The 25,376-nt window shown below is 47.1% G+C and carries 23 protein-coding genes; 12 read left to right on the forward strand and 11 right to left on the reverse strand.

The window, feature by feature from the left end; translation table 11 throughout:
* Positions 1 to 97: 97 nt before the first annotated feature.
* Positions 98 to 1,066, forward strand: coding sequence for a viperin family antiviral radical SAM protein (locus DKW60_RS11700; protein ID WP_109837839.1), 969 nt, complete (start codon positions 98 to 100; stop codon positions 1,064 to 1,066).
* 440 nt (positions 1,067 to 1,506) lie between these two features.
* Here the strand turns inward: DKW60_RS11700 and DKW60_RS24030 are convergent, their stop codons facing one another.
* From DKW60_RS24030 to DKW60_RS11725, 6 genes are all read right to left on the reverse strand, one after another.
* Positions 1,507 to 1,956, reverse strand: coding sequence for a hypothetical protein (locus tag DKW60_RS24030; protein WP_219988729.1), 450 nt, complete (start codon positions 1,954 to 1,956; stop codon positions 1,507 to 1,509).
* Positions 1,957 to 1,976: 20 nt separating this feature from the next.
* Positions 1,977 to 2,156: a hypothetical protein gene (locus tag DKW60_RS11705; protein WP_219988730.1), complete on the reverse strand. Its 180-nt coding sequence runs from the start codon at positions 2,154 to 2,156 to the stop codon at positions 1,977 to 1,979.
* Between the two features lie 14 nt (positions 2,157 to 2,170).
* Positions 2,171 to 2,335 (reverse strand): hypothetical protein, encoded by a 165-nt coding sequence (locus tag DKW60_RS23685; protein WP_219988731.1) that lies wholly within the window; start codon positions 2,333 to 2,335, stop codon positions 2,171 to 2,173.
* A gap of 184 nt (positions 2,336 to 2,519) precedes the next feature.
* A complete protein-coding gene (locus DKW60_RS11710) occupies positions 2,520 to 2,936 on the reverse strand; it encodes a type II toxin-antitoxin system VapC family toxin (protein WP_109837840.1) in 417 nt (138 codons plus the stop codon).
* Positions 2,933 to 3,169, reverse strand: a complete 237-nt coding sequence (locus tag DKW60_RS11715) for an AbrB/MazE/SpoVT family DNA-binding domain-containing protein (protein ID WP_109837841.1) — start codon at positions 3,167 to 3,169, stop codon at positions 2,933 to 2,935. Before DKW60_RS11715 ends, DKW60_RS11710 begins: the two co-directional genes overlap by 4 nt.
* 324 nt (positions 3,170 to 3,493) lie before the next feature.
* Positions 3,494 to 4,696 (reverse strand): IS4 family transposase, encoded by a 1,203-nt coding sequence (locus DKW60_RS11725; RefSeq protein WP_219988732.1) that lies wholly within the window; start codon positions 4,694 to 4,696, stop codon positions 3,494 to 3,496.
* 245 nt (positions 4,697 to 4,941) lie between these two features.
* On the opposite strand from DKW60_RS11725, the gene DKW60_RS11730 reads away from it, so the two are divergent.
* The 3 genes from DKW60_RS11730 to DKW60_RS11740 all read left to right on the forward strand — a co-directional run bounded on the left by DKW60_RS11730 (position 4,942) and on the right by DKW60_RS11740 (position 8,821).
* A complete protein-coding gene (locus DKW60_RS11730; RefSeq protein ID WP_109837843.1) occupies positions 4,942 to 7,797 on the forward strand; it encodes a toll/interleukin-1 receptor domain-containing protein in 2,856 nt (951 codons plus the stop codon).
* Between the two features lie 198 nt (positions 7,798 to 7,995).
* Positions 7,996 to 8,232, forward strand: a complete 237-nt coding sequence (locus DKW60_RS11735; protein WP_109837844.1) for a DUF5062 family protein — start codon at positions 7,996 to 7,998, stop codon at positions 8,230 to 8,232.
* Positions 8,233 to 8,281: 49 nt separating this feature from the next.
* The gene (locus DKW60_RS11740) at positions 8,282 to 8,821 is read left to right on the forward strand and encodes a GNAT family N-acetyltransferase (protein ID WP_109837845.1); all 540 of its coding nucleotides are present in this window, start codon (positions 8,282 to 8,284) and stop codon (positions 8,819 to 8,821) included.
* 208 nt (positions 8,822 to 9,029) lie between these two features.
* On the opposite strand, the gene DKW60_RS11745 is transcribed toward DKW60_RS11740, so the two are convergent.
* The 3 genes from DKW60_RS11745 to DKW60_RS11755 all read right to left on the reverse strand — a co-directional run bounded on the left by DKW60_RS11745 (position 9,030) and on the right by DKW60_RS11755 (position 12,329).
* On the reverse strand, positions 9,030 to 10,190 hold the full coding sequence (locus DKW60_RS11745; protein WP_109837846.1) for an ATP-binding protein: 1,161 nt from the start codon (positions 10,188 to 10,190) through the stop codon (positions 9,030 to 9,032).
* A 129-nt stretch (positions 10,191 to 10,319) separates the two neighbouring features.
* Complete coding sequence (locus DKW60_RS11750; protein WP_109837847.1) at positions 10,320 to 11,357, reverse strand: L-idonate 5-dehydrogenase; 1,038 nt, start codon at positions 11,355 to 11,357, stop codon at positions 10,320 to 10,322.
* 24 nt (positions 11,358 to 11,381) lie between these two features.
* The gene (locus DKW60_RS11755; protein ID WP_109837848.1) at positions 11,382 to 12,329 is read right to left on the reverse strand and encodes a 2-hydroxyacid dehydrogenase; all 948 of its coding nucleotides are present in this window, start codon (positions 12,327 to 12,329) and stop codon (positions 11,382 to 11,384) included.
* Between the two features lie 134 nt (positions 12,330 to 12,463).
* Between DKW60_RS11755 and DKW60_RS11760 the strand changes: the two genes are divergently transcribed.
* The 6 genes from DKW60_RS11760 to DKW60_RS11780 all read left to right on the forward strand — a co-directional run bounded on the left by DKW60_RS11760 (position 12,464) and on the right by DKW60_RS11780 (position 20,998).
* Positions 12,464 to 13,237 carry an SDR family oxidoreductase gene (locus DKW60_RS11760; protein WP_219988733.1) on the forward strand — a complete coding sequence of 258 codons (774 nt, stop codon included), beginning with the start codon at positions 12,464 to 12,466 and terminating at the stop codon, positions 13,235 to 13,237.
* Between the two features lie 19 nt (positions 13,238 to 13,256).
* Entirely contained in the window at positions 13,257 to 13,793 is a 537-nt protein-coding gene (locus DKW60_RS11765) for a gluconokinase (protein WP_219988734.1), read from the forward strand.
* A complete protein-coding gene (locus tag DKW60_RS11770) occupies positions 13,783 to 14,424 on the forward strand; it encodes an NAD(P)-dependent oxidoreductase (protein WP_219988735.1) in 642 nt (213 codons plus the stop codon). Before DKW60_RS11765 ends, DKW60_RS11770 begins: the two co-directional genes overlap by 11 nt.
* Positions 14,378 to 14,659 (forward strand): NAD-binding protein, encoded by a 282-nt coding sequence (locus DKW60_RS24035; RefSeq protein WP_219988736.1) that lies wholly within the window; start codon positions 14,378 to 14,380, stop codon positions 14,657 to 14,659. Before DKW60_RS11770 ends, DKW60_RS24035 begins: the two co-directional genes overlap by 47 nt.
* A 119-nt stretch (positions 14,660 to 14,778) precedes the next feature.
* The gene (locus tag DKW60_RS11775; RefSeq protein WP_109837850.1) at positions 14,779 to 15,177 is read left to right on the forward strand and encodes a RidA family protein; all 399 of its coding nucleotides are present in this window, start codon (positions 14,779 to 14,781) and stop codon (positions 15,175 to 15,177) included.
* Positions 15,178 to 15,427: 250 nt separating this feature from the next.
* A complete protein-coding gene (locus tag DKW60_RS11780; RefSeq protein WP_181389675.1) occupies positions 15,428 to 20,998 on the forward strand; it encodes an Ig-like domain-containing protein in 5,571 nt (1,856 codons plus the stop codon).
* Between the two features lie 107 nt (positions 20,999 to 21,105).
* Here DKW60_RS11780 and DKW60_RS11785 read toward each other — a convergent pair whose 3' ends face one another.
* On the reverse strand, positions 21,106 to 22,002 hold the full coding sequence (locus tag DKW60_RS11785) for a DMT family transporter (protein ID WP_219988737.1): 897 nt from the start codon (positions 22,000 to 22,002) through the stop codon (positions 21,106 to 21,108).
* A gap of 336 nt (positions 22,003 to 22,338) precedes the next feature.
* Between DKW60_RS11785 and DKW60_RS11790 the strand changes: the two genes are divergently transcribed.
* Positions 22,339 to 23,421: a BMP family ABC transporter substrate-binding protein gene (locus tag DKW60_RS11790; protein WP_109837852.1), complete on the forward strand. Its 1,083-nt coding sequence runs from the start codon at positions 22,339 to 22,341 to the stop codon at positions 23,419 to 23,421.
* Between the two features lie 414 nt (positions 23,422 to 23,835).
* Entirely contained in the window at positions 23,836 to 24,687 is an 852-nt protein-coding gene (locus tag DKW60_RS11795) for a D-amino-acid transaminase (protein ID WP_109837853.1), read from the forward strand.
* Between the two features lie 26 nt (positions 24,688 to 24,713).
* On the opposite strand, the gene DKW60_RS11800 is transcribed toward DKW60_RS11795, so the two are convergent.
* On the reverse strand, positions 24,714 to 25,322 hold the full coding sequence (locus DKW60_RS11800; protein ID WP_109837854.1) for a tetratricopeptide repeat protein: 609 nt from the start codon (positions 25,320 to 25,322) through the stop codon (positions 24,714 to 24,716).
* Positions 25,323 to 25,376 lie beyond the last annotated feature (54 nt).

Raw genomic sequence — 25,376 nt, forward strand, 5'->3', positions numbered from 1 at the left:
GTGTACTGGAGCCTGATGCTCCTACTCTGACGTTAAACGTCCACCATGTAAAAACTTCACTTCCTGCGAAGAGCAGGTATTGTCAAGGAATATACGCATGCACACGAAAAACTCTATTGTCGGAAACAACTCAAATCCGATCACTTCATCCACTATCCATCAGGTAGAGGATCTTACTATTAACTGGCATATCACTGAGGCGTGTAACTACCGTTGTCAGTATTGCTACGCTCACTGGAAAGATCAGCCAGATCGGCGTGAATTGTTTCATCACCCTGATCGTACTATCGACTTGTTGGAACACGTATTCCGGTTCTTTCACCCTGAAAACACCCAAAACCCATTAAGAAAAACGCTTTCATGGAAATCGGTTCGCCTGAATATTGCGGGGGGTGAGCCTTCAATTCTTAATGGTCGCTTAGTTGAGATCGCTCGGGCAGCCCGTGAGATTGGGTTTCGGCTGTCCATTATCAGCAACGGCTCTAAACTTTCGCATGAGGCACTCCAATTATTAGCGCCAGACCTGACTTGTCTGGGGATTAGTTTGGATTCAAACGACCCGGCGATCAACCGGGCAATTGGCCGAAACGATAGGCACGGAAAGTTACTCAACGTAAATGAACTGATAGAAAATTTACGCTCAGCACGATTTCTAAACCCCTTAATGACCATAAAGCTCAATACAGTGGTAAACCGCCTGAATGCAGGAGAAGACCTGAGTCATTTGGTTGAACAGGTTCAGCCGGATCGTTGGAAGGTTCTGCGTATGTTGCCGGTTCTTGATACATCTCTGGCTATTAGTGACAAGCAATTTGCAGCCTATGTTCGCAGGCATGAGGCTTTCGCTTCGATCCAATGCATTGAAGATCACGAGGATATGTGCGAATCATATCTTATGATCGACCCCTTTGGCCGCTTTTTCCAGAATCGTCCCACACTGTCAAGCGATGGATACGTCTATAGTAAACCTATTCTGTCAGTCGGAGCTGGAGCTGCATTCTCCGAAATGGCGTTCAACCCAATTGGTTTTCAATCGCGTTACACCGATGGGCAAGGTCAGTCATGAGAAAATATAGTTCAGATAAAGACTGGAATGTAGAAATCAGGAAGCTTGTTAAGCTTGGCTGGGTATACAAGCGTGGAGGTAAACATGCTCGTCTTATAAGTCCCGATGACTCTCAAGGGCTGGTTATTCCAACCTCTCCGAGTGATCGCCGGAGTTTGCATAACTTCAGGCGTTTACTGAGATGAACTTGCTTCAGTAATTACAACGGCCGGTGAATATCTCACTCGGCCATTTTTTGTCAGATTGCTGTCTGTCATGAGACACATAGTTTTCCTACGTGATGACTGGCAGCCAGCAGCCTGATAAAGACTCAGTCATTCAGAGAGCCATATACAAGCATTCACCCCATACCCCGCAACAACACCGCAGGCTGCACACTTATCCGCCGATGCAAATACTGCCCCCAATTACCAGCATCGACACATTCACCACCAACGCCGTCAACAACCCCACCCAAACCAGATCAGCAGCAGGAATTCCAGATACAAACTTTTGCGGATCACCGATAGGCGCGCACCCAGCACATTTAACACCGAAGCCTCATACACCTGACTCGCCTGCCCAAGTAATTCACGGGCGCCGGCAGCAATACGCTTTTGTGCCAGCACATCCTGACCATCATTCAACCACGCCGGCCCCACATAACGCTCAATTGAAGTTCCCAGCGCACCATCAGCGACAATCCCTTCAAACCAGAAACGGGTTTGCACACCCTTCTGGCGATGAATCGCGGCGATATTGAATTCCAGCGTTTTACCGGCGACCGCATAGCTAATCCGGTCACCGATATTAATCCCGATACGACGCGCCTCCCGGTCTTCCATCGACATATCAGGTATCGACTGATCCGCCTGATCCTGCCCCTCCGGCCAGATTTGATGGGTATGCAACGCTACTAAATCACCCTCCGCTATCGCTCTGACAAACTCAATTTGCTTGCCCGGATAATCCCTTGCCTTGCCATTTCGGTGAAGTAATCAATAAATGCCTGCTTGCCATCAGCGACTACCGGATTATGCTGTATGTACTCAGCCCCGACATACTGCTCCACCGCTTTAGCTGGCTCACCAAGATAGGCCGCTTCAGCCATGCTAGCTAACTGAGTCAGGATATGCCCATGCTCTTCACGTTGTGCAGCATCGGGATCAACATAAACACCACATGCAGTGATAAACCTTTTAAGTGAGCCGGTGTCAGATCGATTTCCAGCATAGAAGTCGTCGAGCCAATCTGACCATTTAACGCCGCCGCTTCAAACGACTTCGTCATATTCTCGCCACCGACCTTCTGCGCGAGCTATCAAAGCGATAGCAGGGTAATGATCATCTGCTAATTTTGGACGTTCGAAAATTCAGAAAATCCTCCAGATCAGCACACGCTATTCAGAACTACAGGCTACTCAATTGAAGCTTTAATGATGGCTGTTTGGTCTAGTTAGAATTGCTGCTAAATATTACTTAGGAACAGTTATGCGTGGCGCAAGCCCTAAACGTTTCACGCGCCTTGCAAACTTGCGGTCGTCAAATGATGCCATTGCTTCACAGTCTTGATAATGCGCATGATGAAGGGCATCTGCAAAATCAAGGCCATCGGCTAGCCCTGATATTGCTTGTTCGATTTCCTGTTGAGACTCAACAGAAATGTGTGGCTGACTCAGTAAATTTTGAAAAACTGCAATAATGTCTTCGGGGTTAAACTGATAGAAACCACGTAAGATCCACTCAAACTCCAGAATCACCGTCTTACTGACTTTTAGTGATTGCCCAGATTCGAAAAGGCGCTTTGCGGCCAATTGTTGCTTGTTCGCTTCCTTGTCATCTTCATCATGAATGTAATAGCGAGCGAGGACGTTGGTATCTAAACCAATCATGGTTTAGCCAACAAGCTGGCAACGTCAAAATCTACGGGTACTGCTTTCCTTTTGCTTTTAAGCATACCAAAACCACTATTTAAAACAGGTTTCGGGTTTTCTTTGACAACCAATTGGATAAGTCCATCTACTAGAGAAAAGGTAACTTTACTGCCTTTGCGAATGCCTAGTTCTTGCCGGATTTTAAGTGGTATTGTCACCTGACCTTTGCTTGTAACTGAGGTTGTTTCCATAGGTTTGACTCCTTAAAAGTATTACTAAGTAAGAATATCATAATGGTTTTTAGTTCCACAAGGCCATTGTTTTGCTTTTTTCTGAATCAGTAGTTATGTTGGTATATGCCAAGACATATGCTGGAGGATGTTATGCAAGCTCAGGGAGTAAATACTGAACAACGCGAAGTGCGTCTGTTTCGCAATGACAGTAATCAGGAGATTCTTATCCCACGCGAGTTTGAACTACCGGGCGAATCAGTCGTGCTGAGGCGTGAAGGTAATCGATTGATTATAGAAGCGATCCCGGTTGAGCCGTTGCTGTCCTTTTTCACTAGTGTCCGGTTAAGTATACTGCATCTCAAGTTGTTGATTAGTAATTACTTTATCAGGCTTTGGTTTGCTCAAGGCTATACCTACGAGTTCGCTAATCGATTTTCGATGAAATATATTGGTCGATATCAGTTGACCAATAGCCCGCAAGGATAGGGCGCCCACTGGATAATTGCTCTTAATCAATCGCAACAAAAAATAGGCAATCATCGCCACCAAAACCTGGATCAATACTGCATTTTCCGACGTGCCAAGATAGCGTTTAATCCGTAGATTTTGCTTGATCCATTTGAAGAAAAGTTCAATCTGCCAGCGTTGTTTGTAAAGCCCCATAATAACCGTCGCCTCGCTTTTTAAATCATTGGAAATCAATACAATTTCTTTTTTATCTTCGGCGCGGATAAAGCGGATTCTCCGAAGTTCAATCGGGCAGTTCTTCCCTTTTTCAGAGGTTAAGCGGATGGCCTGATCCTCCAATACATTGCCTTCACAAGCAAACGTTTGAGTGACCCCAAACACGGCATTGCTTTTCATTCGTCCAACAAATCGGTTGCCGTTCAAGTGTAGCTGTTCGTAGTACCAGCGGTAATCGTTGTAGGCCCGATCAAAAACGTAGGTTGCGTGCTTAATCAATGGCAGATGGTTGGCGGCTTTCCTGTCATTCACTTTGGCCGACGTCAGGTTAAAGAAAGTCGGCACTTCCAGCGTTGGGTCGTAAACAACGTGTAGTTTAATTCCCCCTTTTCCTGTTCGAAAATGAGCCCATGAGAATTGTTTTTTGTTGAGGTCAATAGTCGTGGAATCAATCAAGCGAATGGCTTGTGACGCCTCTGTGCCAACGGAGGTACGCACCTTCCCCAGAAGATCATAGAACAACTCTTTATAAAGCCCGACAGGTCGATTTTCATTGGCATCAGCCAGGGTTGAGCGACGAATTGGCTGTGTGCCAAGATGGTAATGATGATTAGCATGACTGTTAAAAGCGAGCTCAAGATCACGTAGCGACTGCCGATGTGTCAGTTGACCGTAAAGCAGGGCAATAAACTGCGTCCAGCAGTTGAGGGTTCGTACCCGGTAATCGCCTTGATGTCGCTTCACAGCCTTATCGAAAAGTGGTCTGGATATTTGCTTTAAAACATCATGAAAAACGGTGTTAGTATGCTTCATCGTCTGGGCCTTCTGTTGGGGGGTAAATATGCTGTCTCGACAACTCATATTTTACCCTAAACCTGATAGGCTCAGGCGTTTAGCCTTATGATGAAATTCTTAACCGGACACTAGTGGTCCTTTTTACAAAACTGTAAGCCGTTAGATGTTGTTTTTCCGGATATTGATGACTTACCACCACATTGATAATGTTGGGGAGATTGAGCGGGTAGCGGGTTTGAGAGTGGAGAATTGGCTTGTTGATTGAATAGAAATGCTACAATCGGCTGACCACCACCTCTGGAGTCAGATGTATGTCAAAGGTTTTCATTAGTTATAGCCACGATTCAGATACACACCGTGAGCAGGTATTAGCCTTATCCAATCATTTGCGGGGGGATGGTGTTGACTGCTGGATTGACCAGTATGAGCCAGCACCGCCTGAAGGCTGGCCACGCAAGATGGACAGGGGTATTCGGGAGGCTGATTTTGTACTCATGGTGTGTACCGAAATCTATCTGAAGCGGTTGCAGCTGGAAGAGGAGGAAGGTAAAGGCCTTGGTGTAGCGTGGGAAGGCTCGTTAATTTACAACACGCTGTATCGTGATCGGACGCTCAACCATAAATTTATCCCCGTGCTGTTCTCCTCAGATGACAAAGCCTTTATTCCCACCATTTTATTCGGTAACAGTCATTACGACCTGAGTTTGCCTCGTGGATACGATCACCTGTACCGCCATTTGCGTGGCGAATTAGGCGAAACAATGCCTCCGCTGGGTAAAAAGCGCTTTGTTCGTACCATTCATTCTGATGCTTTGCCAACGGTTGAAGGTGAGTTGTTTGGTCGTAAGGATGAGTTGGCGCTGCTGGATGAGGCTTTGCTGGATGCGGATACCCATGTTGTACAGTTTGTGGCCTCTGGTGGTACGGGGAAAACCAAATTATTGCGGCATTGGTTGGATGATAACCACGACAAGATTGAAGCACTGATTGCGTGGTCGTTTTATTCGCAAGGCTCCAGTGAGGATAAACAGATTTCCGCGACACCCTTTTTCATCCAGGCATTGAAATCGCTGCGGGCCGATAAAGACATTTCTGATTTTAATACGGAGGAAGAGAAGGGCGAGTATATCGCTGATTTACTGCGTGAGCGGCGGTGCTTGCTGGTGCTGGATGGTTTAGAGCCCTTGCAGCAGGTGGGGCGCGGTATGCGGGGTGAATTGAAGGATCGGGCGATTCGGAAAATGCTGCGTTGTCTGATGGGGGATCATAGCAGCTTGTGCATTATTACGACGCGCTTGCCGGTGCGTGAGCTGAAAGGACGACGGCGGGTGGTGCAGCATGATTTGCAGAATCTTGCGCCGGAAGATGGAGTGGCTTTATTGCGTTCGTTTACTGAACCTTATCCGGTGCATGGGCGTGATGTAGATATGCTGGCGGCGGTGGAAGAATATGGGCGGCATGCTTTGGCACTGCATTTGCTGGGGAATGCGCTGGCGACTTATCTGGATGGGGATGTGCGGAAGCGGGATACGCTGGGTGAGTTGATTGGTGATTATGATGATGTGGAGCGGCATGCGTTTAAGGTGATGCAGGCTTATGAGCAGTGGCTGGAGGGGACGGTTGAGCTGAAGTTGTTGTATCTGCTGGGGTTGTTTGACCATCCGGTGGAGCAGGACGTTTTGGAGGTGCTTTGGGAGGCTGGGATTCCGGGGTTGACTGAAGGTGTGGATAAGAAGGCTTGGTTGGTGGCGCGGCGGGATTTGTTGGGTAAGTTTCAGATGATGTCGGAGCATGAGGGGCGGGATGATTTGTTTGATTGTCATCCGTTGATTCGGGAGTATTTTGGACGGCAGTTGCAGGAGAATGAGGGGGAAGCTTGGCGGCAGGCGCATACGGTTTTGTATGAATATTATAAGGGGTTGCCGGAGAAGCTTTGGGGGAAGTATTTGCCGGATACTCTGGAAGAGATGCAGCCGTTGTTTCGGGCGGTGGTGCATGGGTGTTTAGCGGGTGATATGAGTGAAAGCTTCCATGAAATTTATTTCATGAGGATTGAGCGCGGGACGAAAATATACCTAAAAAATCAGCCTACTGAACGGTTGCAATTACTTAGTCTTTTTTTTGAAGTAGCTTGGAGCCAATTCTCATCAAAACTTGATCCAGCAACTAGCTCCGTAATAGCAGAATGGAGTGGCATGGAGCTTTGGAGGTTAGGTAGGCCACGCGAATCGATACCTCTTTTAACATCACGTTTAGATTTTGGTTACAAGCACCAAAATCATGACATCATTGTGGGCATCACGACCAATTTGGTTGAAATATATAATTGTCTTGGATTCTTAAAGAAAGCCATATCATTAGCGAATGCATTTGACTCTTACTTAGGAGGCATCAAATACGAAATCGACTTTAAAAACATTACTGCTTTGTGCTCTAAAGCAGAAACACTTCATAAACTGGGGAAGCATAAAGAGTCTCAGGCGCTCTTTGAAGCAGCCTCAGGAATTCAAGCAAATAGAGAAGGAAAAGATAGACCAAAAGAGCTACTATCGTTTCAAGGCTTTCAATACTGCCAATTATTGATCGACCTTAGACAATATGAAGAAGCATACAGTTTATCCAAATCAATAATTTCAATAGCTTCTAACCATAGAGACCATAACGATGCCTGCTTAGGTGCTATTTGTGCTGGTGCAATACTCACCAGAGCACCTTATGGAAACCGTAGAGCAGCAATAGAGCAATTAAATTTTTCTATTGATACATTTAAATTGCTAGACCAGTCCCACGACTGGTGGCCTTATGCGTTGATCTACCGCTCAGAATACTTTAGATGTGACTTCAATTATGAAGCAGCAAAAAATGATCTTTTAGAAACCTACGAAATCGCCGAACCCTCCGGCATGCGCCTCCACCTAACCGACTATCACCTGGAAATGGCCCGCCTAATCCTAGCCATAGAAGCCGACCCCGATCAATACAAAGAAGCCACCCCAGACCGAGAACAAAGAACCCTCCCCACAGAACTAGCCGACCCGGACGAACCCGGCATCCTAACCCTCGAAGGACATATCCAAGCAGCCGACAAACTAATCCAAGACACCGGCTATCACCGCCGCGATGCAGAGCTAGCCGAACTCAAACAACAGGCAGGCATGTCATGCTAAAATTAACTCCGATCCGGAAATGGCAGTTATTTCACCTGAAAAATAACGTATTACCCTCAACTATGAACAGATTAAAACCATGAGTAAACTACTCAACGAACTCAGCCAGAAGAAAAAACAGATCGAAGCCTCGTGCCGGAAATACGGTACAAGACGTATTCAAGTAAACTAATCGATTCATCATAAAGGATGCCTATTATGAAAAAAATGAAGAACGAAAAAGAGATGGTTAAAAAAGCAATCACGGAGGGTATGAAATACGGTGTAGAACGTGGGGTTGTAGAGTTTGAACCGACGGATTCACAGGCCGATAAAATCGAATATATTTACCGCCTGTTAGTACACGATAAGATCATTCAACCACTACCGAATGACCAGATTTCACAGCTCTCAATGAAGCATCGTATTGCGATTTGGGCGTCTAAATTGAAGTAGTTCGACAGGTTGTTATCGCGAGGTGAGAGAGGCGATTAAGGAGGAATAAATGAGTCTACATATTCGTCAGGCAGTCCTTGGCGATGCCGATATTTTGTATTACTGGGATGAGAAGCCTCATGTCAAAAAGGCCGTCAGTAACGATGGCACAACATCTTTTGAGGCTGACTGGGAAGATGAGTTAGCGAGTCAGGATGACAGCATGGAGTTTCTGATCGCGGAGCTGGATGGCAACCCCATTGGCGCGATGCAAATTATCAACCCAGCCACAGAGCCTAGCCATTATTGGGGGCATGATGTGCCACCTAATTTACGGGCGATGGATATCTGGATTGGCGAAGAAGCTTATCTTGGCCATGGTTATGGCGCACAGATGATGACGTTTGCGATCAATCGTTGTTTTGATGAGGCCGAGGTGGAAGCTATCTTGATCGATCCCCTAGCCAACAACCAAGACGCTCACCGCTTCTATAAACGTCTTGGTTTCGTGTTTGTTGAACAAAGACAGTTTGATGAAGACAGTGACTGCTTTGTGTTCCGTTTAAATCGTGAAGCTTGGGAGCTGCGTAGTAACAAGTTACTAGCTTAAACTCATAGAGTTGGCGGGCATAAATACTTCTCTAGACATCTAAGACTGCTTATTTCGATTGATGACATCCGTAACACTCACTTCAACAATAGCAGAACGATCCGCTTTCATACCCGGCATAAGTTCTTCCCGTAGTGTCATCCATGTATTAGCTTCCTTGTACCGCATATCCTGTAGAACAAGATCCCGCAGATACTCGCTGGCCGTTTCAAGCAAACACCTCAGCAACCTGATCATAAGGAATAGCGCTAACACCATCACTGAATTCAATACGCTCGCCACTATACGCCACTAACGACTGATAAAGCGGTGAGTTTTTCTCTGAAAAATGCACCAAGCCTTTCTTAAAGCGATGATGCCATGTGGAAGCTGCTTTAATTTCGATACCGACAATGTCACGACCCGACTTAAACAACAGGTCAATTTCATTGCCAGCCGAATCGCGAAAGTAATAAAGGTTAGGACTAAGCCCTTGGTTATAACGGGTCTTGAGTGCTTCGAGTGCCACAAGGTTTTCAAACATATTACCCATTAACGGATCACGTCGTACTTGCTTAACGGTTTCAATATCAAGCAAGTAACACAACAACCCTGTATCAGTGAAATAATACTTCGGTGACTTAATCACTCGCTTACCAAAATTTTCAAAGTACGGCGGTAGCTTAAAAATAACAAACGACGCTTCCAAAATAGACAACCAATGCTTGATCGTTTTGCTATCCACGCCTACATCATTAGCAAGCGACTGGTAGTTTGCCAACTGCCCAACTCGCCCCGCCAACAACTTAATGAATTTCTCAAACAAGGTGACATCTTTTAAATTAATTAACTGCCTGACATCACGCTCAAGATACGTTTGGTAGTAGTTGGCGTAGGCGGTATGAGGCCGTTGGTTTTGGTCATACACACGGGGCATAAACCCGTTGAACAAGTAATCTTCGAAGTCTTCGAACTGAATGTTGGCTGCACTTAACTCAGAGATGGTTAGCGGCAGCAAATGCAATATTCCTGTCCGTCCTGCCAACGACTGAGAAATGGAAGCTCTTAACTCTAGCTGATGTGAACCCGTTAAAACGAACTGCCCGTTTTCCGAACGCTCATCCACCATGCCTTGCAGGTAGCTCAACAAGTGTGGGGCGCGCTGGACTTCGTCAAAGATCACTTTGTTGTCATAGCGCTTTAGGAAAGCCTTTGGGTCTTCGGTAGCAATCTGTCGATTTTCAGGATGCTCAAGACTCACGTACTCGTAGTCAGTCAGCACCGCTTTTGTCAGAGTTGTTTTTCCTGACTGGCGCGGCCCGAGAACAGTGACTATCGGGTATTCTTTGAGTTGGTTGAGCAGCTCTGGTGTTATATTTCTTGGAATCATGCACTAACGATATTTCATGTAAATCAGGAGTTCAAGTCCTGATTTACATGGTTTGCCATCTGAAATAGGAATTGGCTTTGCATCTCAAAGCCTCAAGTCGTTCTCTTTTACACATCTAATCTGACAAACTTAAGCTGCCGCAAATACGATCTGTGTTTTCATTGCCTGTTGTCGGTCGTTGGCAATGATAAATGCTTCCAGCGCCTGATCCATTGGTAAGGAGTGTGAAATCAACGGCTTCACATCGACCCGACCCGATTTCATTAGACTCACGGCAATTTCAAATTCCTCATGGAAACGGAAAGAACCGCGAATTTCTAGTTCTTTCGCGGTAATTGCCATCATTGGCACAGGCATATCACCGCTCAAACCAAGCTGCATAATCACGCCACGAGGTCGCATCGCAGGAATCGCACCCGCTAGTGCATGGTGTGAGCCAGTGCATTCAAACAACACGTCGAAGGTGCCTTTACCAGCGCAATACTCCTCCAGGCCGTCCGGGGTATCGCTCATATTAATGACCTTGTCAGCACCGGCAGCTTTTGCATATTCCAAAGCGTTATCTACCAGATCAGTCACCACAATCTCTGTTGCCCCCGCACTTTTGGCTGCGACGACGGCTAAGGCTCCAATCGGACCACAACCGGTAACTAGCACACGTTTACCTAATAATTCACCAGCACGTCTGGCAGCATGCAAGCACACTGAAAATGGTTCAGCCATGGCCGCTTCGCCAGCGCTTAAACCGGTCGCATCAACACATTGGCTTGCATCGACAATCAGCTCTTCCTGAAAGCCACCTTGTATATGCGGGAAGGGCATGGCTGAGCCATAGAAGCGCATATTCATGCAGTGATTACGTGCGCCTTCGTCACAATATTCGCAATCGCCACAGGGGCGAGAGGGGCAAATCGCAATTAACTGGTCTTGTTCGAAACCAGTCACACCTTCGCCTAGCTCTTCTACGAAACCTGAAAACTCATGTCCCGGTACCATCGGTTGCTTGAGGCGCACTGTGCCAAAGCCTGCGTTATTGTAGTAGTGCAAATCAGAGCCACAGATGCCACCACTGGCAACGCGAATACGGATTTGTCCGGCCTGAGGTGAAGGGCACTCACGCTCTTCGACTCGTAAATCTTTTGCATCATGGATGACTAGTGCGCGCATGGTGATTTCCTTGTGTTCTCGAATTTAGTTTACAGGGGTCAATAAATCACGCCCTTCAAAATGAGCGAGTAAGTTGTTGCGTACCAGATCGCCCATCGCTTCACGTGTCTCGACCGTGCCTGAGCCTTGGTGAGGTTGCAACAGTACATTGTCCAGTGCGAAGAAACGCTCATTAATCACTGGCTCGCCCTCAAATACATCAAGTGCAGCTGATCCTAATGCGCCACTTTCCAGAGCATCCAATAAGGCTTCTTCATCAATATTGGCGGCGCGGCTGATATTGATAATCATGCCGGTGCTACCCATTGCTTCGATCACTTCTTTACTGACGATGTGACGGGTTTCAGCATTAGCGGCAAGTGCAACAAATAAGAAGTCAGAGGCTTCAGCCAGTGCCACGGGGTCAGCAATAAAGTTCCAATCAGCAGCTTCCGGTTTTGCACTGCGACTGGAGTAATTGATCTCCATATCGAATGCGGCAAGCCGTTTGGCAATCTCAAACCCAATCCGACCTAAACCTAACACTCCGACACGCTTACCGTGTACCCGACTGGTTAGTCCATAGCCGCCAGTATTACCCCAGTTGCCGGAACGAACCCAGTCAGAGGCCCCCACAATGGCACGTGACTGAGCTAACATCATCGCGACGGCATAGTCTGCAACATCACCGGTTAATACATCGGGTGTATTGGACATGCGCAAGTCTCTGGCAATGACCCGGTCCATATCAACACCATCATAACCAACGCCGTAAACTGCAATCATTTCCAGCGCGGGTAAGGCATCAATCAGCTCACCTTCAACCCGTAAATCGCCGCGTGTGCCAATGGCTTTAATGTTGGCAGCGTGCTGTTTTAAAAAGGCCTCTTTGTCATCGACTTCAAAAAAACGATGCATCACGAAGTGTTCATTAAGAAGCGCTTCGTCCCGCTCGGAGTAAGCACCCAATTGCAGTATTTCTGGTTTATTCACGCTGATTCCTCTGGCTCGGTTGACATTCCAAGTGTTATCGATAACATTGCTAAATGCAAGTCATTATCTCAGAGCCTACACCCCATCGCAGACCATTACAGTCTGTGGTTCTGCAACTATCGAGGAGTCATTTTTTGGATACCAAAACAACTATTTTTGACCTGACAGGCAAGCGCGCATTAATCACCGGTTCGAGTCAGGGAATTGGTTATATGTTGGCCAAAGGTTTGTCAGAGGCTGGTGCTGATGTGGTGATTAATGGCCGTGATGTTGGCAAGTTGCAGAAAGCAGCGGATGAACTCAAGGCGATGGGAATTGAAGCGTACCAACTGCCATTTGATGTGACGGATCACGCCGCTGTTGCAGAGGCGGTAAATGACTTTGAAGCCAATGTCGGGCCGATTGATATTTTGGTGAATAACGCAGGTATGCAGCACCGTACGCCGCTGGAGGATTTTGATCCCGCTGACTTTGAGCGGCTCATGAACACCAATGTAACGTCAGTGTTTAATGTGGGTCAGGCAGTGGCAAAGCACATGATCAAACGTGGTGCCGGTAAAATCGTGAATGTTGCTTCGGTACAGACATCATTAGCGCGCCCCGGAATAGCGCCATACACCGCGTCTAAAGGTGCAGTGTCTAACCTGACCAAGGGCATGACGACTGACTGGGCTAAGTATGGTTTGCAGGTGAATGCTTTGGCTCCGGGCTACTTTGATACACCATTAAATGCAGCATTAGTCAGCGATCCTGAGTTCAGTGAATGGTTGTGTAAGCGCACACCGACAGGCCGCTGGGGACAGTTGGAAGAGTTGGTTGGGGCCTGCGTCTTCTTATCATCCGGTGCGTCTAGCTTTGTCAACGGGCAGACATTGTATGTGGATGGTGGTATTACTGCCTGCATCTAGAGTAAACGGAACTGATCGCGTGAGTGACCCTGAAATAATGGCGAACACACCCAGACTGATTATTGTGATGGGGGTGTGCGGCAGTGGAAAATCAACTATTGCCAAGATGTTGGCTAATGCGTTAAACGCAGATTTTCTGGATGCTGATGATTATCATCCCGCAGCTAATGTCGCGAAGATGAGCAGGGGTGATGCCTTAAATGATGAGGATCGCTGGCCGTGGTTGAAGGACTTTGCACAGGCGATGGCCAGTCAGTCCGACGTTTGTGTTGGAGCATGTTCTGCACTCAAAAAATCCTATCGGGATAGCTTGTACTCCGAGGCTAATGAGTCCGTATTATTCGTACACCTAGACGGTAACAAGCCGTTACTGATGGAGCGCATGTCAGCGCGTACAGAACATTTTATGCCTACCGCATTATTGGATAGCCAGCTGGCTACTTTAGAGATGCCGGGGAGTGATGAATGCGCTATTTCCGTCGATATTAGCGGTACACCACAACAGATTATTCAGCTGATACAGCAACAAATAAAAGAGAACGGTTATGACAAGTAAAGTAGCGTTGATTGGCGCAGGTGTAATGGGTGGGGCGATTGGCACTCGATTGCTGGAAACCGGAAATCAACTGGCGGTGTCTGATCCGAATCCGCCAAAAGTTGCGGTACTGACCGACTTGGGCGCGACGGCTGCAAGCTCTGCCGCTGATGCCGCCTCGCAAGCTGACTTTGTCTTTTTAAGTCTTAATTCCGCTAATATTGTTGAGAAGGCAGTGTTTGGTGAGAATGGCGTGGCGGCAGGTGCTAAACAGGGCACCTTGATTATTGATATGTCATCGATTGATCCTGCATCTACTCAGGCATTGGCGAGTCGTGCGCAGGAGCAAGGATTGCGTTGGTTGGATTGCCCATTATCCGGTGGTGCACCTAAAGCATTATTAGGCACATTAGCGGTAATGGCTGGTGGTGATGCGGATGATTTTGAAGACTCAAAAGTGGTGATGGATCAGCTTTGCAGCAACTACACATTGATGGGCCCATCCGGTGCGGGGCAGACGACCAAACTGATTAATCAGGTGTTGTGTGCGCTGAACTTTGTCGCCGTTGCCGAAGCTACAAAACTGGCTCAGGATGCCGGTGTTGATGCTACAAAAATTCCTCAGGCATTGGCAGGGGGGGCGTGCGGATAGTGCGATTCTGCAGGAGTTTATGGGCAAGATGGCTGAGCGTGATTACAGCCCAACCGGACGCATTGATAATATGGTGAAGGACTTAAATGGTGTTCAGGATCTGGCGCGTTCAACCAATACTGCCATGCCATTAACGGCGGCGTGTGCAGAGATTCATCGCTTATTTGCGAGTGCGGGCATTGGTGATGCAGACAATGCTGCACTGATGAAGTTTTATGATGGTGATATGAGTTAGGCAAACGCTAAAAATCCCCGCCGTTTTTTTAGAGGCAGCCAATTAGTTTACAGCATAATTTCTAGCGCATAGACTCAGGGTTTTCATATAGACGACTTTGATCGTAACTCAGGATTATTATGGACCGCAAACTGATCTCTTCTGGCTCTGAATTTGAGCAAAAAATCGGATATTCCCGTGCTGTTGTTGATGGTGACTACGTGTTTGTTTCCGGCACCACTGGCTACAACTACGATGAAATGTCGATCTCTGATAATGTGGTTGAGCAGGCAGAGCAGTGCTTTATCAATATCGCTAAAGCATTGGAAGAGGCTGGTAGTAGTCTGGATCAAGCGGTACGTGTTCATTACATCTTCCCTGATAAAGCTGACTTCGAACCTTGCTGGCCGACTTTTAGCAAATACTTAGGAACTGCCAAGCCTGCAGCGACCGTATTTGTGGCGGGCCTGCTGGATGATGCGATGAAGCTTGAAATTGAAATTACAGCGCGTATTAGCAAGAAAGAATACTCCTTCTAAAGACCAAATAACGCGATAAAACCTTTGATAGCGTCATAAACCAAGACCTATCCTGAGGTTAAGAACTTAGCAGCCTGCCAGTTTGCGCAGGCTGTTTGCATTATGTCTAGTCACTAAACACTCCGTCCCACTTGTCTTCAGAGACTGACCGCCAGTACAGTCGGCGATGCCGCTTTGTTTCCGATATCTCTATAAAAGCCAGATACATACTTAAAATCAGGCGATGCCAAAAATAATCGGAGCCCCACGCATGAATACCTCGGTTAATCTAACCTTGCGAGTCTTATGGCTATGCGTTCTACCGCTGTTACTACTTTGGAGTAATCCAGGCTTTTCAGCACAACCCACAGCCTTTGATAGCTGGGCAAAAACAGCAAAAGTCGGTGGAGCTGCTCTTTATGTCGGCATCAGCACGGCTGAGTTAGAGCAGGTTCTGGATGATATGGTGGCGCAGAATGTCACCGTAGTAGAAGCGGATTCAGACCTTTCTAATTACCAGTCCGATGCCCAGTTTGAGTTAGAGCTTGCCTTGATGCGTCAGGTTGCTGACGCTTCGCACAAGCGCGGTCTGCGCGTGGTCTGGTACATTCCCGCCTTGGAAATGATCACCATCAACGGTGCAAATATTCCAAATACCATGGCAAAGGATCATCCTGACTGGGTACAGTTGGGGCTCGATGGGCAGCAAAATGTCTTTTATGGCGGTGGCGGTCAGGTGTTCTGGGTAGAGACGGATGCGGAAAGTGCGTGGATGTCACCAAGTTCTGAGGGCTATCGTAATTACTTCTTCAGCCGTATCGCTAAAATGGCAGAAACCGGCATTGATGGCGTGTGGGCTGATGTGCCAATTTATGCAGACTTTGGACCCACCAAGTGGGCGGATTTCAACCCTGCAGCGATTGCCCGCTTTGAAAGTGATACCGGTATGTCGATTCCGACTGCCGAGGACTGGAATGATCCGGCTTGGCGACGTTGGATTCACTGGCGGCACGAAGAGTTGGCGCGTTTCCTGACCGATATGACGGCGACAGCACGTGCAGTTGATCCTGAGTTTGTCATCATTGCTGAGACACTGCCAACAGACTATAACGGTGGCACCATTTACGGTTTGGATGCAGGCTTTACCAAGTCGGTAGAGGGCCTGACCGCAGTTTATGAAGTCGATACCATGAGTAACAACGTGGGCATGCGTAATGCACGTGAAGACGATTGGATTTCGTTTATCTCTGCTCTGAAATATTCACGTGCGGCAACCGGTGAAAAGCCATCATGGACCTTTACTTACGGTGTGAATCAGGATGATGCGCAGCAGGTGATGGCGCAGGCCTTGATTGCCGGTAATAATCCCTATGAACTGAAAGTACCGGAAATGGCAACCACGGTTGATCCGGCCTTCAGAGCGCGTATGTTTAACTGGAGTAAGGTGAATGCGCCTTACTTGTTTGAGAGTGAGTCAACGGCCAATACTGGTATTTTATTCTCCTCACCTAGTCGTGATTATGTTGATCAGTTCACTGGTTTAGGTATGTTTGCAACCACGGATGATGGTGGTGATGACCTGTGGTGGGCTGCTGGCGAAATCGATAGTGTTTATCAGCGTAATTACTTAGCGGAACACCGCGGTGTGCTCAAAGTGCTGGTGAATGAGCATATCCCGTTCAATATTTTGGTAGTACCGGATCAGGATGAATTAAACCGCTATCAGACGGTGATGATGCCAAATATTGAAGCGATTTCTGATGAAGAAGCCAATCGTCTCAGAGTGTTTGTGCAGCAGGGTGGACGCTTGGTGATTACCGGACCGAATCCAACCTTACTCGATGAATATGGTATCGCTCGCAGTAATTATGCTTTGGCAGACCTGCTAGGCTTTAACTACGGTGACTCGGTTCCTGCGTCAAATGTGCAGTCTTATGGTTCCGGGGAGACTTATTACTTTGCAGATCGCTTAGGTAAGGACTATCTGGTTAACGAAACAGCGGCTGCGCGTAATAGCCTTGCTAACGCGGTGCGTGGTGCTTCAACCATTACCGTGAACGCTAGTGCTGACGACAATGTGTATATGGAAACATCACGTCTTGGTCAGCAGGAGATTATTCAGTTCACAAACTTTATTGGTTTGAATGGTTCGTTCTCAGTTGTTCCAACATCGGTATCAGTGAACTACACCATACCAAACGGTGAAACGGTGACGGGTCTTACAGTCACTAATCCTGACACGACTAATACCACACCAACGACGCTGAACTACACGCAAAGTGGCAATCAGATTAGCTTTAATGTGCCGCTAACACAGTATGCTTTAGTGGTTGTGTCATTGTCTGGTGCGCAGGCTCCGGTGGTTAATCAAACACCGGCTGCGGGTAAGGATAATTACCAGACTGATATCAGTACCTCGCTGGATATCAATACATCCGCGCTATTAGCGAATGATGGTGACTTGGATGCCGGTGACACGCTGAGCATTGGTGGCGTGTATGCTTCATCGGCAACGCGTGGTTCTGTAACTAGTTTGGGTGGTGGTAATTATCGTTACACACCTCCGACAGGTTTTAGTGGTTCAGACACGCTGACTTATACCTTATTCGACAGTAATGGTGGGCAGGCTAATGGCACGATTGCTATCAAAGTAGCGCCACCTACCGGCTACTATCATCCCGAGAGTGTCAGTCTGACCGTTGGTGGTGTTGATAGTACAGATTTGAGTTATTTCCAAAGTGTTGATGGGGATACTTATGATATTGCCTCGGTGAGTTCAGGCGGTAGCCGTGTCACAGATTGGTATGTCACGACGACTATTACGGAAGACACGTCTGCGATCAGTGAAATCAAGGTACTACAACTCGGTCATTATTCACTGGCTGGTGTCAGTCAGACGGTCTATATCTATAATTACCAGAGTGCTAACTGGGAACTTGTTGATACCGCGACAGTTGGTAATGAAAGTAACTACCCGGCAGTTCATACGATTTCGAATAATATCGGTAACTATGTCTCTGGCAGCAAAGAAATGCGTCTGCGTGTTCGTGCAGAGCTTGGCAGTGGTGCCTTTGATAGCTGGACGGAGCAGATTGTTTGGGAAGTGGTTCCGGTAATTGTTCAAAGTAATAATCCACCAGTTGCGAGTTCGCAGAATGTGACCGCAACGGAAAATATCAGTACTTCAATCACCCTGAGTGCATCCGATGCAGATGGTCAATCACTGCAATACCGGGTGGTTTCTGGCCCTGCTAATGGTCAGCTCTCAGGGACTGCGCCAAACTTACAGTATCAACCTAATACGGATTACACCGGAAGTGATAGCTTCACGTTTGTGGCTAATGACGGCACCACTGATAGTGCTGTGGCGACGATCAACATTACGGTTGTAGATGATGGCTCAAACAACGGTGGTTATACCGGTGGCGCTATCAGCAATGCAGTCAGTGATGGCAGTATTAGTCTTGATGGGAACTTAAGTGATTGGAGTAGTGTGCCGTCGTTAGGGCGTGAAGCACCATCAATCGCTCAGGCTAATGCACAAGTTGATTTCATCGAAGGCTGGCTTGCACATGACGCTAGTAATTTGTTCATCGCTTATTTAAATAATGGCGATATTAATACAGAGACATGGTGGCCTTGGCAGGTTTATCTGGATACCGATGGCAATACTGCATCGGGGTATCAGGTCAATGGATCACTGGGCGCAGAGTATATGCTGCAAGGCTCTGGTTTGTTCCAATACGCCGGAAGCGGTAGTGACTGGACATGGAATTACTTAGGCAGCATGGCACACTCTGTCAGCGGTGCTCAGGCTGAGTTCCAGATTCCTAGAAGCGTGATTGGTAATCCTGAGACTGCACGAGCATTGTTTATGGGACGAAATGGTGTGTTTACGGGTGATTATTCGGATGCGAGTCGCGATTATTACCCGGCAGCCTATTCTTTAATACCGATGCATTATGGCTTGCTGCATGGCCAGTATTCTATCTATGAAGAAACGGGTGGCACGCTGTCTATGAAGGTCACTGCATCAGCGGCAACCGGAGCAACCACACTATTCTTAGATGGTAATTATCCCTTGCAGGACGGTCAGTTGATTACTTACTTGTCGTATGACGGTGAGTATTACACGCTGCCAATCACCAGCGTGTCGGGTTCTACTTTGACCTTAGCGAAGCCGCTACCAGCCGTGATTGGTGCAGGTCAGGATGTATGGAATTTCTATGACAACGGCAGTCATCCCAACTGGTTTGGTTATCGCGCAATTGCTGACTTTGGTTTGCGTACATTGAGTGATCAAAACCTGAATCAAGGTCGTCATGTATTGCTAGGTGATAGTTGGTTCTCAAGCAGTGGCTTTGAGGGACGTTTGAATGAGCGTTTACCTAACGCGAGTGCGATAATTAATCAGGGAATTAGTGGCAATACTTCAGCACAAATGCTGGCACGGTTTGATGCTGATATCGCCAGCCAGAATCCGGATTATGTCTGGGTCATTGGTGGGGTGAATGACTATTTCACGGGAGTTACCCCGGAGCAATACAGCACGAATGTACGAGCTATTATCGCCAAGATCAGATCGATTGGTGCTGAGCCAATTATCTTCGATGCGCCAGTTGCTCAACTTGTTTCCGGAAGTGATGAAATTACTCAGATTTCGCATCAGTATGCCGCTTTGATGGCATCGTCAGATTACGTTGAGTATAACTTGGGTGAAAGTGCTGGTTCAGGTGTTGTGCTAACGCCTGTGTCCAATGTTGATGTGCTGACAATAGATGGTGATTTGTCGGATTGGTCAGGTCTCCAGTCGTTTGGTATTGATGGTAATGATATCACTCTGGCCAACTCGGAAGCTGACATGCTCGAAGGTTGGATGGCGCACAATGGCGTGTATTTGTATGTCGCTTATCGTAATGATGGGGATATCAATACTTCTTTAACTTGGCCTTGGCAGGTATTTTTAGATACGGATAAAAGCACTTCAACAGGCTATCAGGCTGGCAATGATGTTGGTGCTGAGTTCATGTTGCAAGGGGATGGGCTTTACCAATATATCGGTGCAGGCAGTGATTGGTCTTGGCAGTATGTACCCGGCGCTAGTGGCGTGATCAGTGGTGACATTGGTGAGTATCAAATTGAATTATCCGCGCTTGGTAATCCCGAATCACTACACGCGACGTATATTGCCCGAAATGGAATTTTCACCGGTGATTATAGCGAAGCAGGTATCGACCGTTATCCAAACGCGGGTCTTGGCTATTTGACCTATGACTTGGGTGGCAGCAACTCGAATCCGGTTGATACAGGTGTGATGAGCATGGATGCAAACTACACGGACTGGATCAGCATTCAGTCATTGGGTCGGGATGGTGATGATATAGCTGTAGCCGGTGCTCAGGCTGACTGGATTGAAGCCCGTATCGCGCATGATATCGATAACCTCTACTTCTTCTATGAAAACGATGGTGCAATTAACACTGCTACATGGTGGCCCTGGCAGATTTATATCGACACCGATAATAACCCTGATACCGGCTTCAAAGTGACTGGTGGCGTGGGTGCTGAGTTTGTGATTGAGGGTTCGGTATTGCAGCAATATACCGGTACTGGCACGAACTGGTCATGGTCATCGGTAGATACAGCTGAAGCGGCAACCAGTACAGTGTTTGCTGAGATGAGATTGCCGCGTGCATCGATTGGTGATCCTGCGGAAATGCGTATTGTGTATAAGGCAGTCAATGCAGCCTTTACCGGTAGCTATGCTGAGGAAGGTTATGACTACTTCCCAAGCAATGCAGCGACCAGCAATAGTGGCTATTTCACTTATTCCACGCAGTAAGCTGTGATGTTTACCTCTACTCCGATGGGTTGATTTAGCCTATCGGGTAGAGGTGATAATTTGAGGTCACTACATCAATGATTCCAGGCTTTAAATGGTTCCAGACCTTATTTGGCTGAGGCAGGTTTCTTCAGTACCAAATAAACCCCAAGCACCGTTAATACACTCGCGGCAATCGCCAATGGCGGCAGATCCTCGTCAAACAACAACCAAGCCTCAACGCAAGCCACCAGCGGCACCAGATAAAAATAGGCAGCGACTTTAGAAGCTTCGCCTTCTCGAATCATATACATCAGCAATAACACTGCACTGACTGATAAGCCAAACACCAACCATCCCAGCGCCAGAATTAATTGAATATCCCAAGTTACTTCACGTGTTTCAAAGCTCCAGGCTAACACCGCCATTAGCACAGCAGTGCTCACATACTGCCAGACAGAACCTGTTAGTAAATCTACCCCGCCACTAAAGCGCTTCTGGTAGAGCGTACCAATAGAAATTCCTAATAATGCAGCGATTGAAGCAATCAGTGCTGGCCAGGTCAGGCTAACCTCATCTTGTAACTGAGTGCTAAATACCACCACCACGACCCCAACCAAACCAAGGCCCAAGCCCAGCCATTGCATTGGGCGCAACGCGTCACTGAATAATTGCCAGCTGATTAATGCAGTTAGTATCGGTTGAATGCCAACAATGATCGCTGCGACACCAGCGGGCATTCCTAATTTTATCGCAGCAAAAACACCACCAAGATAGACCCCATGAATCAATGCACCGGAGACCATTTGGTGACCGGCCAAACGCATGGGTGGCCACTTTGCTTTAAACAGCAGACACAGTGCCAGAAACACAAAAATGGTGAGCACCATGCGCAGAAATAATAAATAAAATGGTTCAACAAAGGGCAGTGCGTATTTAGCACCGATGAAGCCCGTACTCCACAGGAAGACAAAAAGCAGCGGGATCATCCGAATCAGAGTGGGATGAGTATTTTGCATCGGCATGGTCTTAATAATCCGTGGTTAAGGGAGAGTACTTTACAGCGTTTATTGCGCTGACGGAGTTGCTGCCTGTGGCGGCATAAGAAGATTGATTCTGTTTGGGCTGTCGGAGTTAGTCAATAAAAGTATTGTATCCATAACAATGTGAGGCCCCGTCCCGACTTGTTTTCAGAGCGGTGGATAAATACAAATTGGTGCAAAACAGCGTAATAAAATCAATAAGCTGCACCAGCATAAAGCGATTCAATACTCAAACCGCAAAGCATTGGGTATTTCTAATATTCATGTAATAATCGGCTCGTCAATATTTTGATACAACCGTTAAAGGAGATGCGAAGGATGATATCAACCACCAAGCTAAAGCGTACGCTGAGTACGGCATTGCTATCGACAGGGCTGGCTTTTGCCGCTGTGTCTGCCAATGCAGATGACCTGAAAGTAGGTTTTGTTTATGTTGGCCCAACGGGGGATCACGGCTGGACATACCGCCATGATGAAGGCCGTAAGGCGATTGAGGAACTGGAAGGTGTCAGCACGACGTTTGTTGAAAGTGTGGCAGAAGGCGCGGATGCTGAGCGTGTTATTCGTAAATTAGCCAGTAGTGGCCATGATCTGATTTTCACGACGTCATTCGGTTATATGAACCCGACACTGAAGGTTGCCAAGCAGTTCCCAAAGGTTAAATTTGAGCATGCAACGGGCTATAAGCGTGCTGATAATGTAAGTACTTACTCAGGCCGTTTTTATGAAGGTCGCGCTATCCTTGGAACGATTGCAGGTCACATGACTAAGAGTAATGTGGTGGGCTACATTGCGTCTATGCCGATTCCTGAGGTTGTGCGTGGCATTAACGCATTCACGATCGCCATGCGCAAAGTAAACCCGAAAGCTGAAGTAAAAGTGATCTGGGTGAACTCTTGGTATGATCCGGGCAAAGAAGGGGATGCAGCAAAAGCATTGATCGATCAGGGTGCAGATATCATCACACAACACACTGACTCACCAGCACCGCTGCAGGTTGCTGAGAAGCGCGGCGTACTTGGTTTTGGTCAGGCATCTGATATGTCGGCATTTGCACCAAAAGCACAGTTAACTGCGATTGTTGATGACTGGGGTCCTTACTACATTGCGCGTACTAAAGCGGCTATGGATGGTACATGGGAGTCTATGGATACATGGGATGGTATTAAAGCGGGCATGGTTCACATGTCAGACTACAGTGAATTAGTCCCAGAAGACGTACAGAAAGCAGCTGATGAAGTGAAAGCGGGTATTGTCGACGGAACACTTCATCCATTCGCTGGCCCAATCAAAAACCAGGAAGGTGAGGTTGTGGTCAAAGAAGGTGAGACATTGGAAGATGGCGCACTGCTAGGCATGGACTGGTATGTTGAAGGTGTACAGGGCAAATTACCTAAGTAAATCAGGCGTTGACCATAAAGCTGAGTCATTGCTAACAAGCAATGCAAGATAGACGATATTATCGAATATGACTTAGCAGCCAAACCCGTCGGGAATGATTGTTTCCGGCGGGTTTTTTATTGTCCCGGACACCACCGTTTTAGCTGGCTCCAGAATTAGATTTCAACTGGTCTTATAGCAATGCTTCGAGGTGAACTTACTTTGAATAAATCGCTATTTGTTGTTATTTGATATGGTATTGTTAGTTACTGCTTTTATTGGCGGTTAGTTTTTACATTAATCGAATCAGGCCCTGATGTTTTTCTATTCACTAACAGATGGATCATCATTTGCTATCAACGGTCTGTAGTTTTTCCTAGTTGCTACCACAAGCATCTGCCGTTACATTTGTCTAATTCGACTGAGGGTATTTTTATGAGCAGAATAGTGTATGTGAACGGTGAGTTTGTTCCTGAAGAGGACGCAAAGGTATCCGTGTTTGATCGTGGTTTTATGTTTGCCGATGGTGTCTACGAGGTTTCCTCAGTGATTCGTGGCAAGTTAATTGATAACGAAGGGCACATGGTGCGTTTGCAGCGTTCTATGAATGAGCTGGATATGCCGGCACCTGCGACGAATGAAGAAATTGAAGCGATTCAAAAGCAGCTGATTGAGAATAATGATCTTGATGAAGGGTTGATATATCTGCAAGTGACGCGTGGCCCTGCGGATCGTGATTTTGCATACCCTAAAGAGCCAAAGCCGAGCCTGGTTTTGTTTACTCAGAAAAAGAACGTTATCGATAATCCAATTGCTGAAACTGGTATCTCAGTCATTACAGTTGAAGATATTCGCTGGGCACGACGTGATATTAAAACAGTGGGTTTGCTGGCGCCGTGTATGGCAAAGATGCAGGCGAAAGCTGCGGGTGCTGATGACGCTTGGTTAGTAGAAGATGGTTCGGTCACTGAGGGTAGTTCAAACAATGCCTATATCGTCACTAAAGACGGAACGATTGTGACGCGCTATGTAGGGAATCAGATTCTGAATGGCATAACCCGTCGTGCTGTATTGGCCTTGGCTAAAGAGCATGATTACAACATCGAAGAGCGCCTATTCTCTGTCGAAGAGTGTTATGAGGCTGCTGAGGCGTTTGTCACATCAGCAACCATGTTTGTGCAAGGTGTGGTGAAGATTGACGGCAAGCAGATTGGTGATGGTAAGCCTGGACCGGTTGCAAAAAAACTACGTGAATACTACGTAGAAATGGCACTGGCTGAGGCGTAATAAACCCACCTGCTGGTCATCCAGCTTTAGATAAATGGGCCGTCGTTTGCTTCTATCAGTGGAATATCCTGTAATAAACGACGGCTGCTGATATACGGGTGATATCGCATCGCCCGTAATATCGCTTGTTTCGCAAGCTTGGTTTCACCTTGTTCCAAATGAATTACACCTCTTCCTGACAACGCACCGAAGTGGCGTGGTTCCAGCTTCAGTGTGGTAGCGATGTCTTTCAGTGAGGCTTCAAAGTTACGTAACTGAAAGTGTGCCAATGCGCGTTGATTCCACACTTCGGCATATTTTGGGTAGCGCTCGATAATGTCATCAAACATTTCAACCGAGACCTCATATTCTGCATTACGTACTTTATCAATTGCAGCGTCCATCAGTTTGCGTAGTGTCTTATCTTCAGGGGCAATCCAGATACGCCAGATTTCACGCTCGTGACTGAGTGCTTCAACCTCGCTTTTGGCGTGGCGTAAGGAGTCAAACAGGGTATCGAGTTGGCGGTGTTGCACAGCATTCAAGCCGCGATTTGGTTTAACGGCAAAGGCTTCATTATCTTCAGCATAAGCAGCGCTGTGGATAAACGATACGCTCAGAACAAGAGCCATCATTATCGTTGTTAGTTGTTTCATAAGCTCCCACCTGACAGTTATCGTTAATTTAGTATAGAAGACAAATCATGCTAT

Origin of the sequence: Leucothrix pacifica, assembly GCF_003172875.1 — a bacterium.
Taxonomy (GTDB): domain Bacteria; phylum Pseudomonadota; class Gammaproteobacteria; order Thiotrichales; family Thiotrichaceae; genus Leucothrix; species Leucothrix pacifica.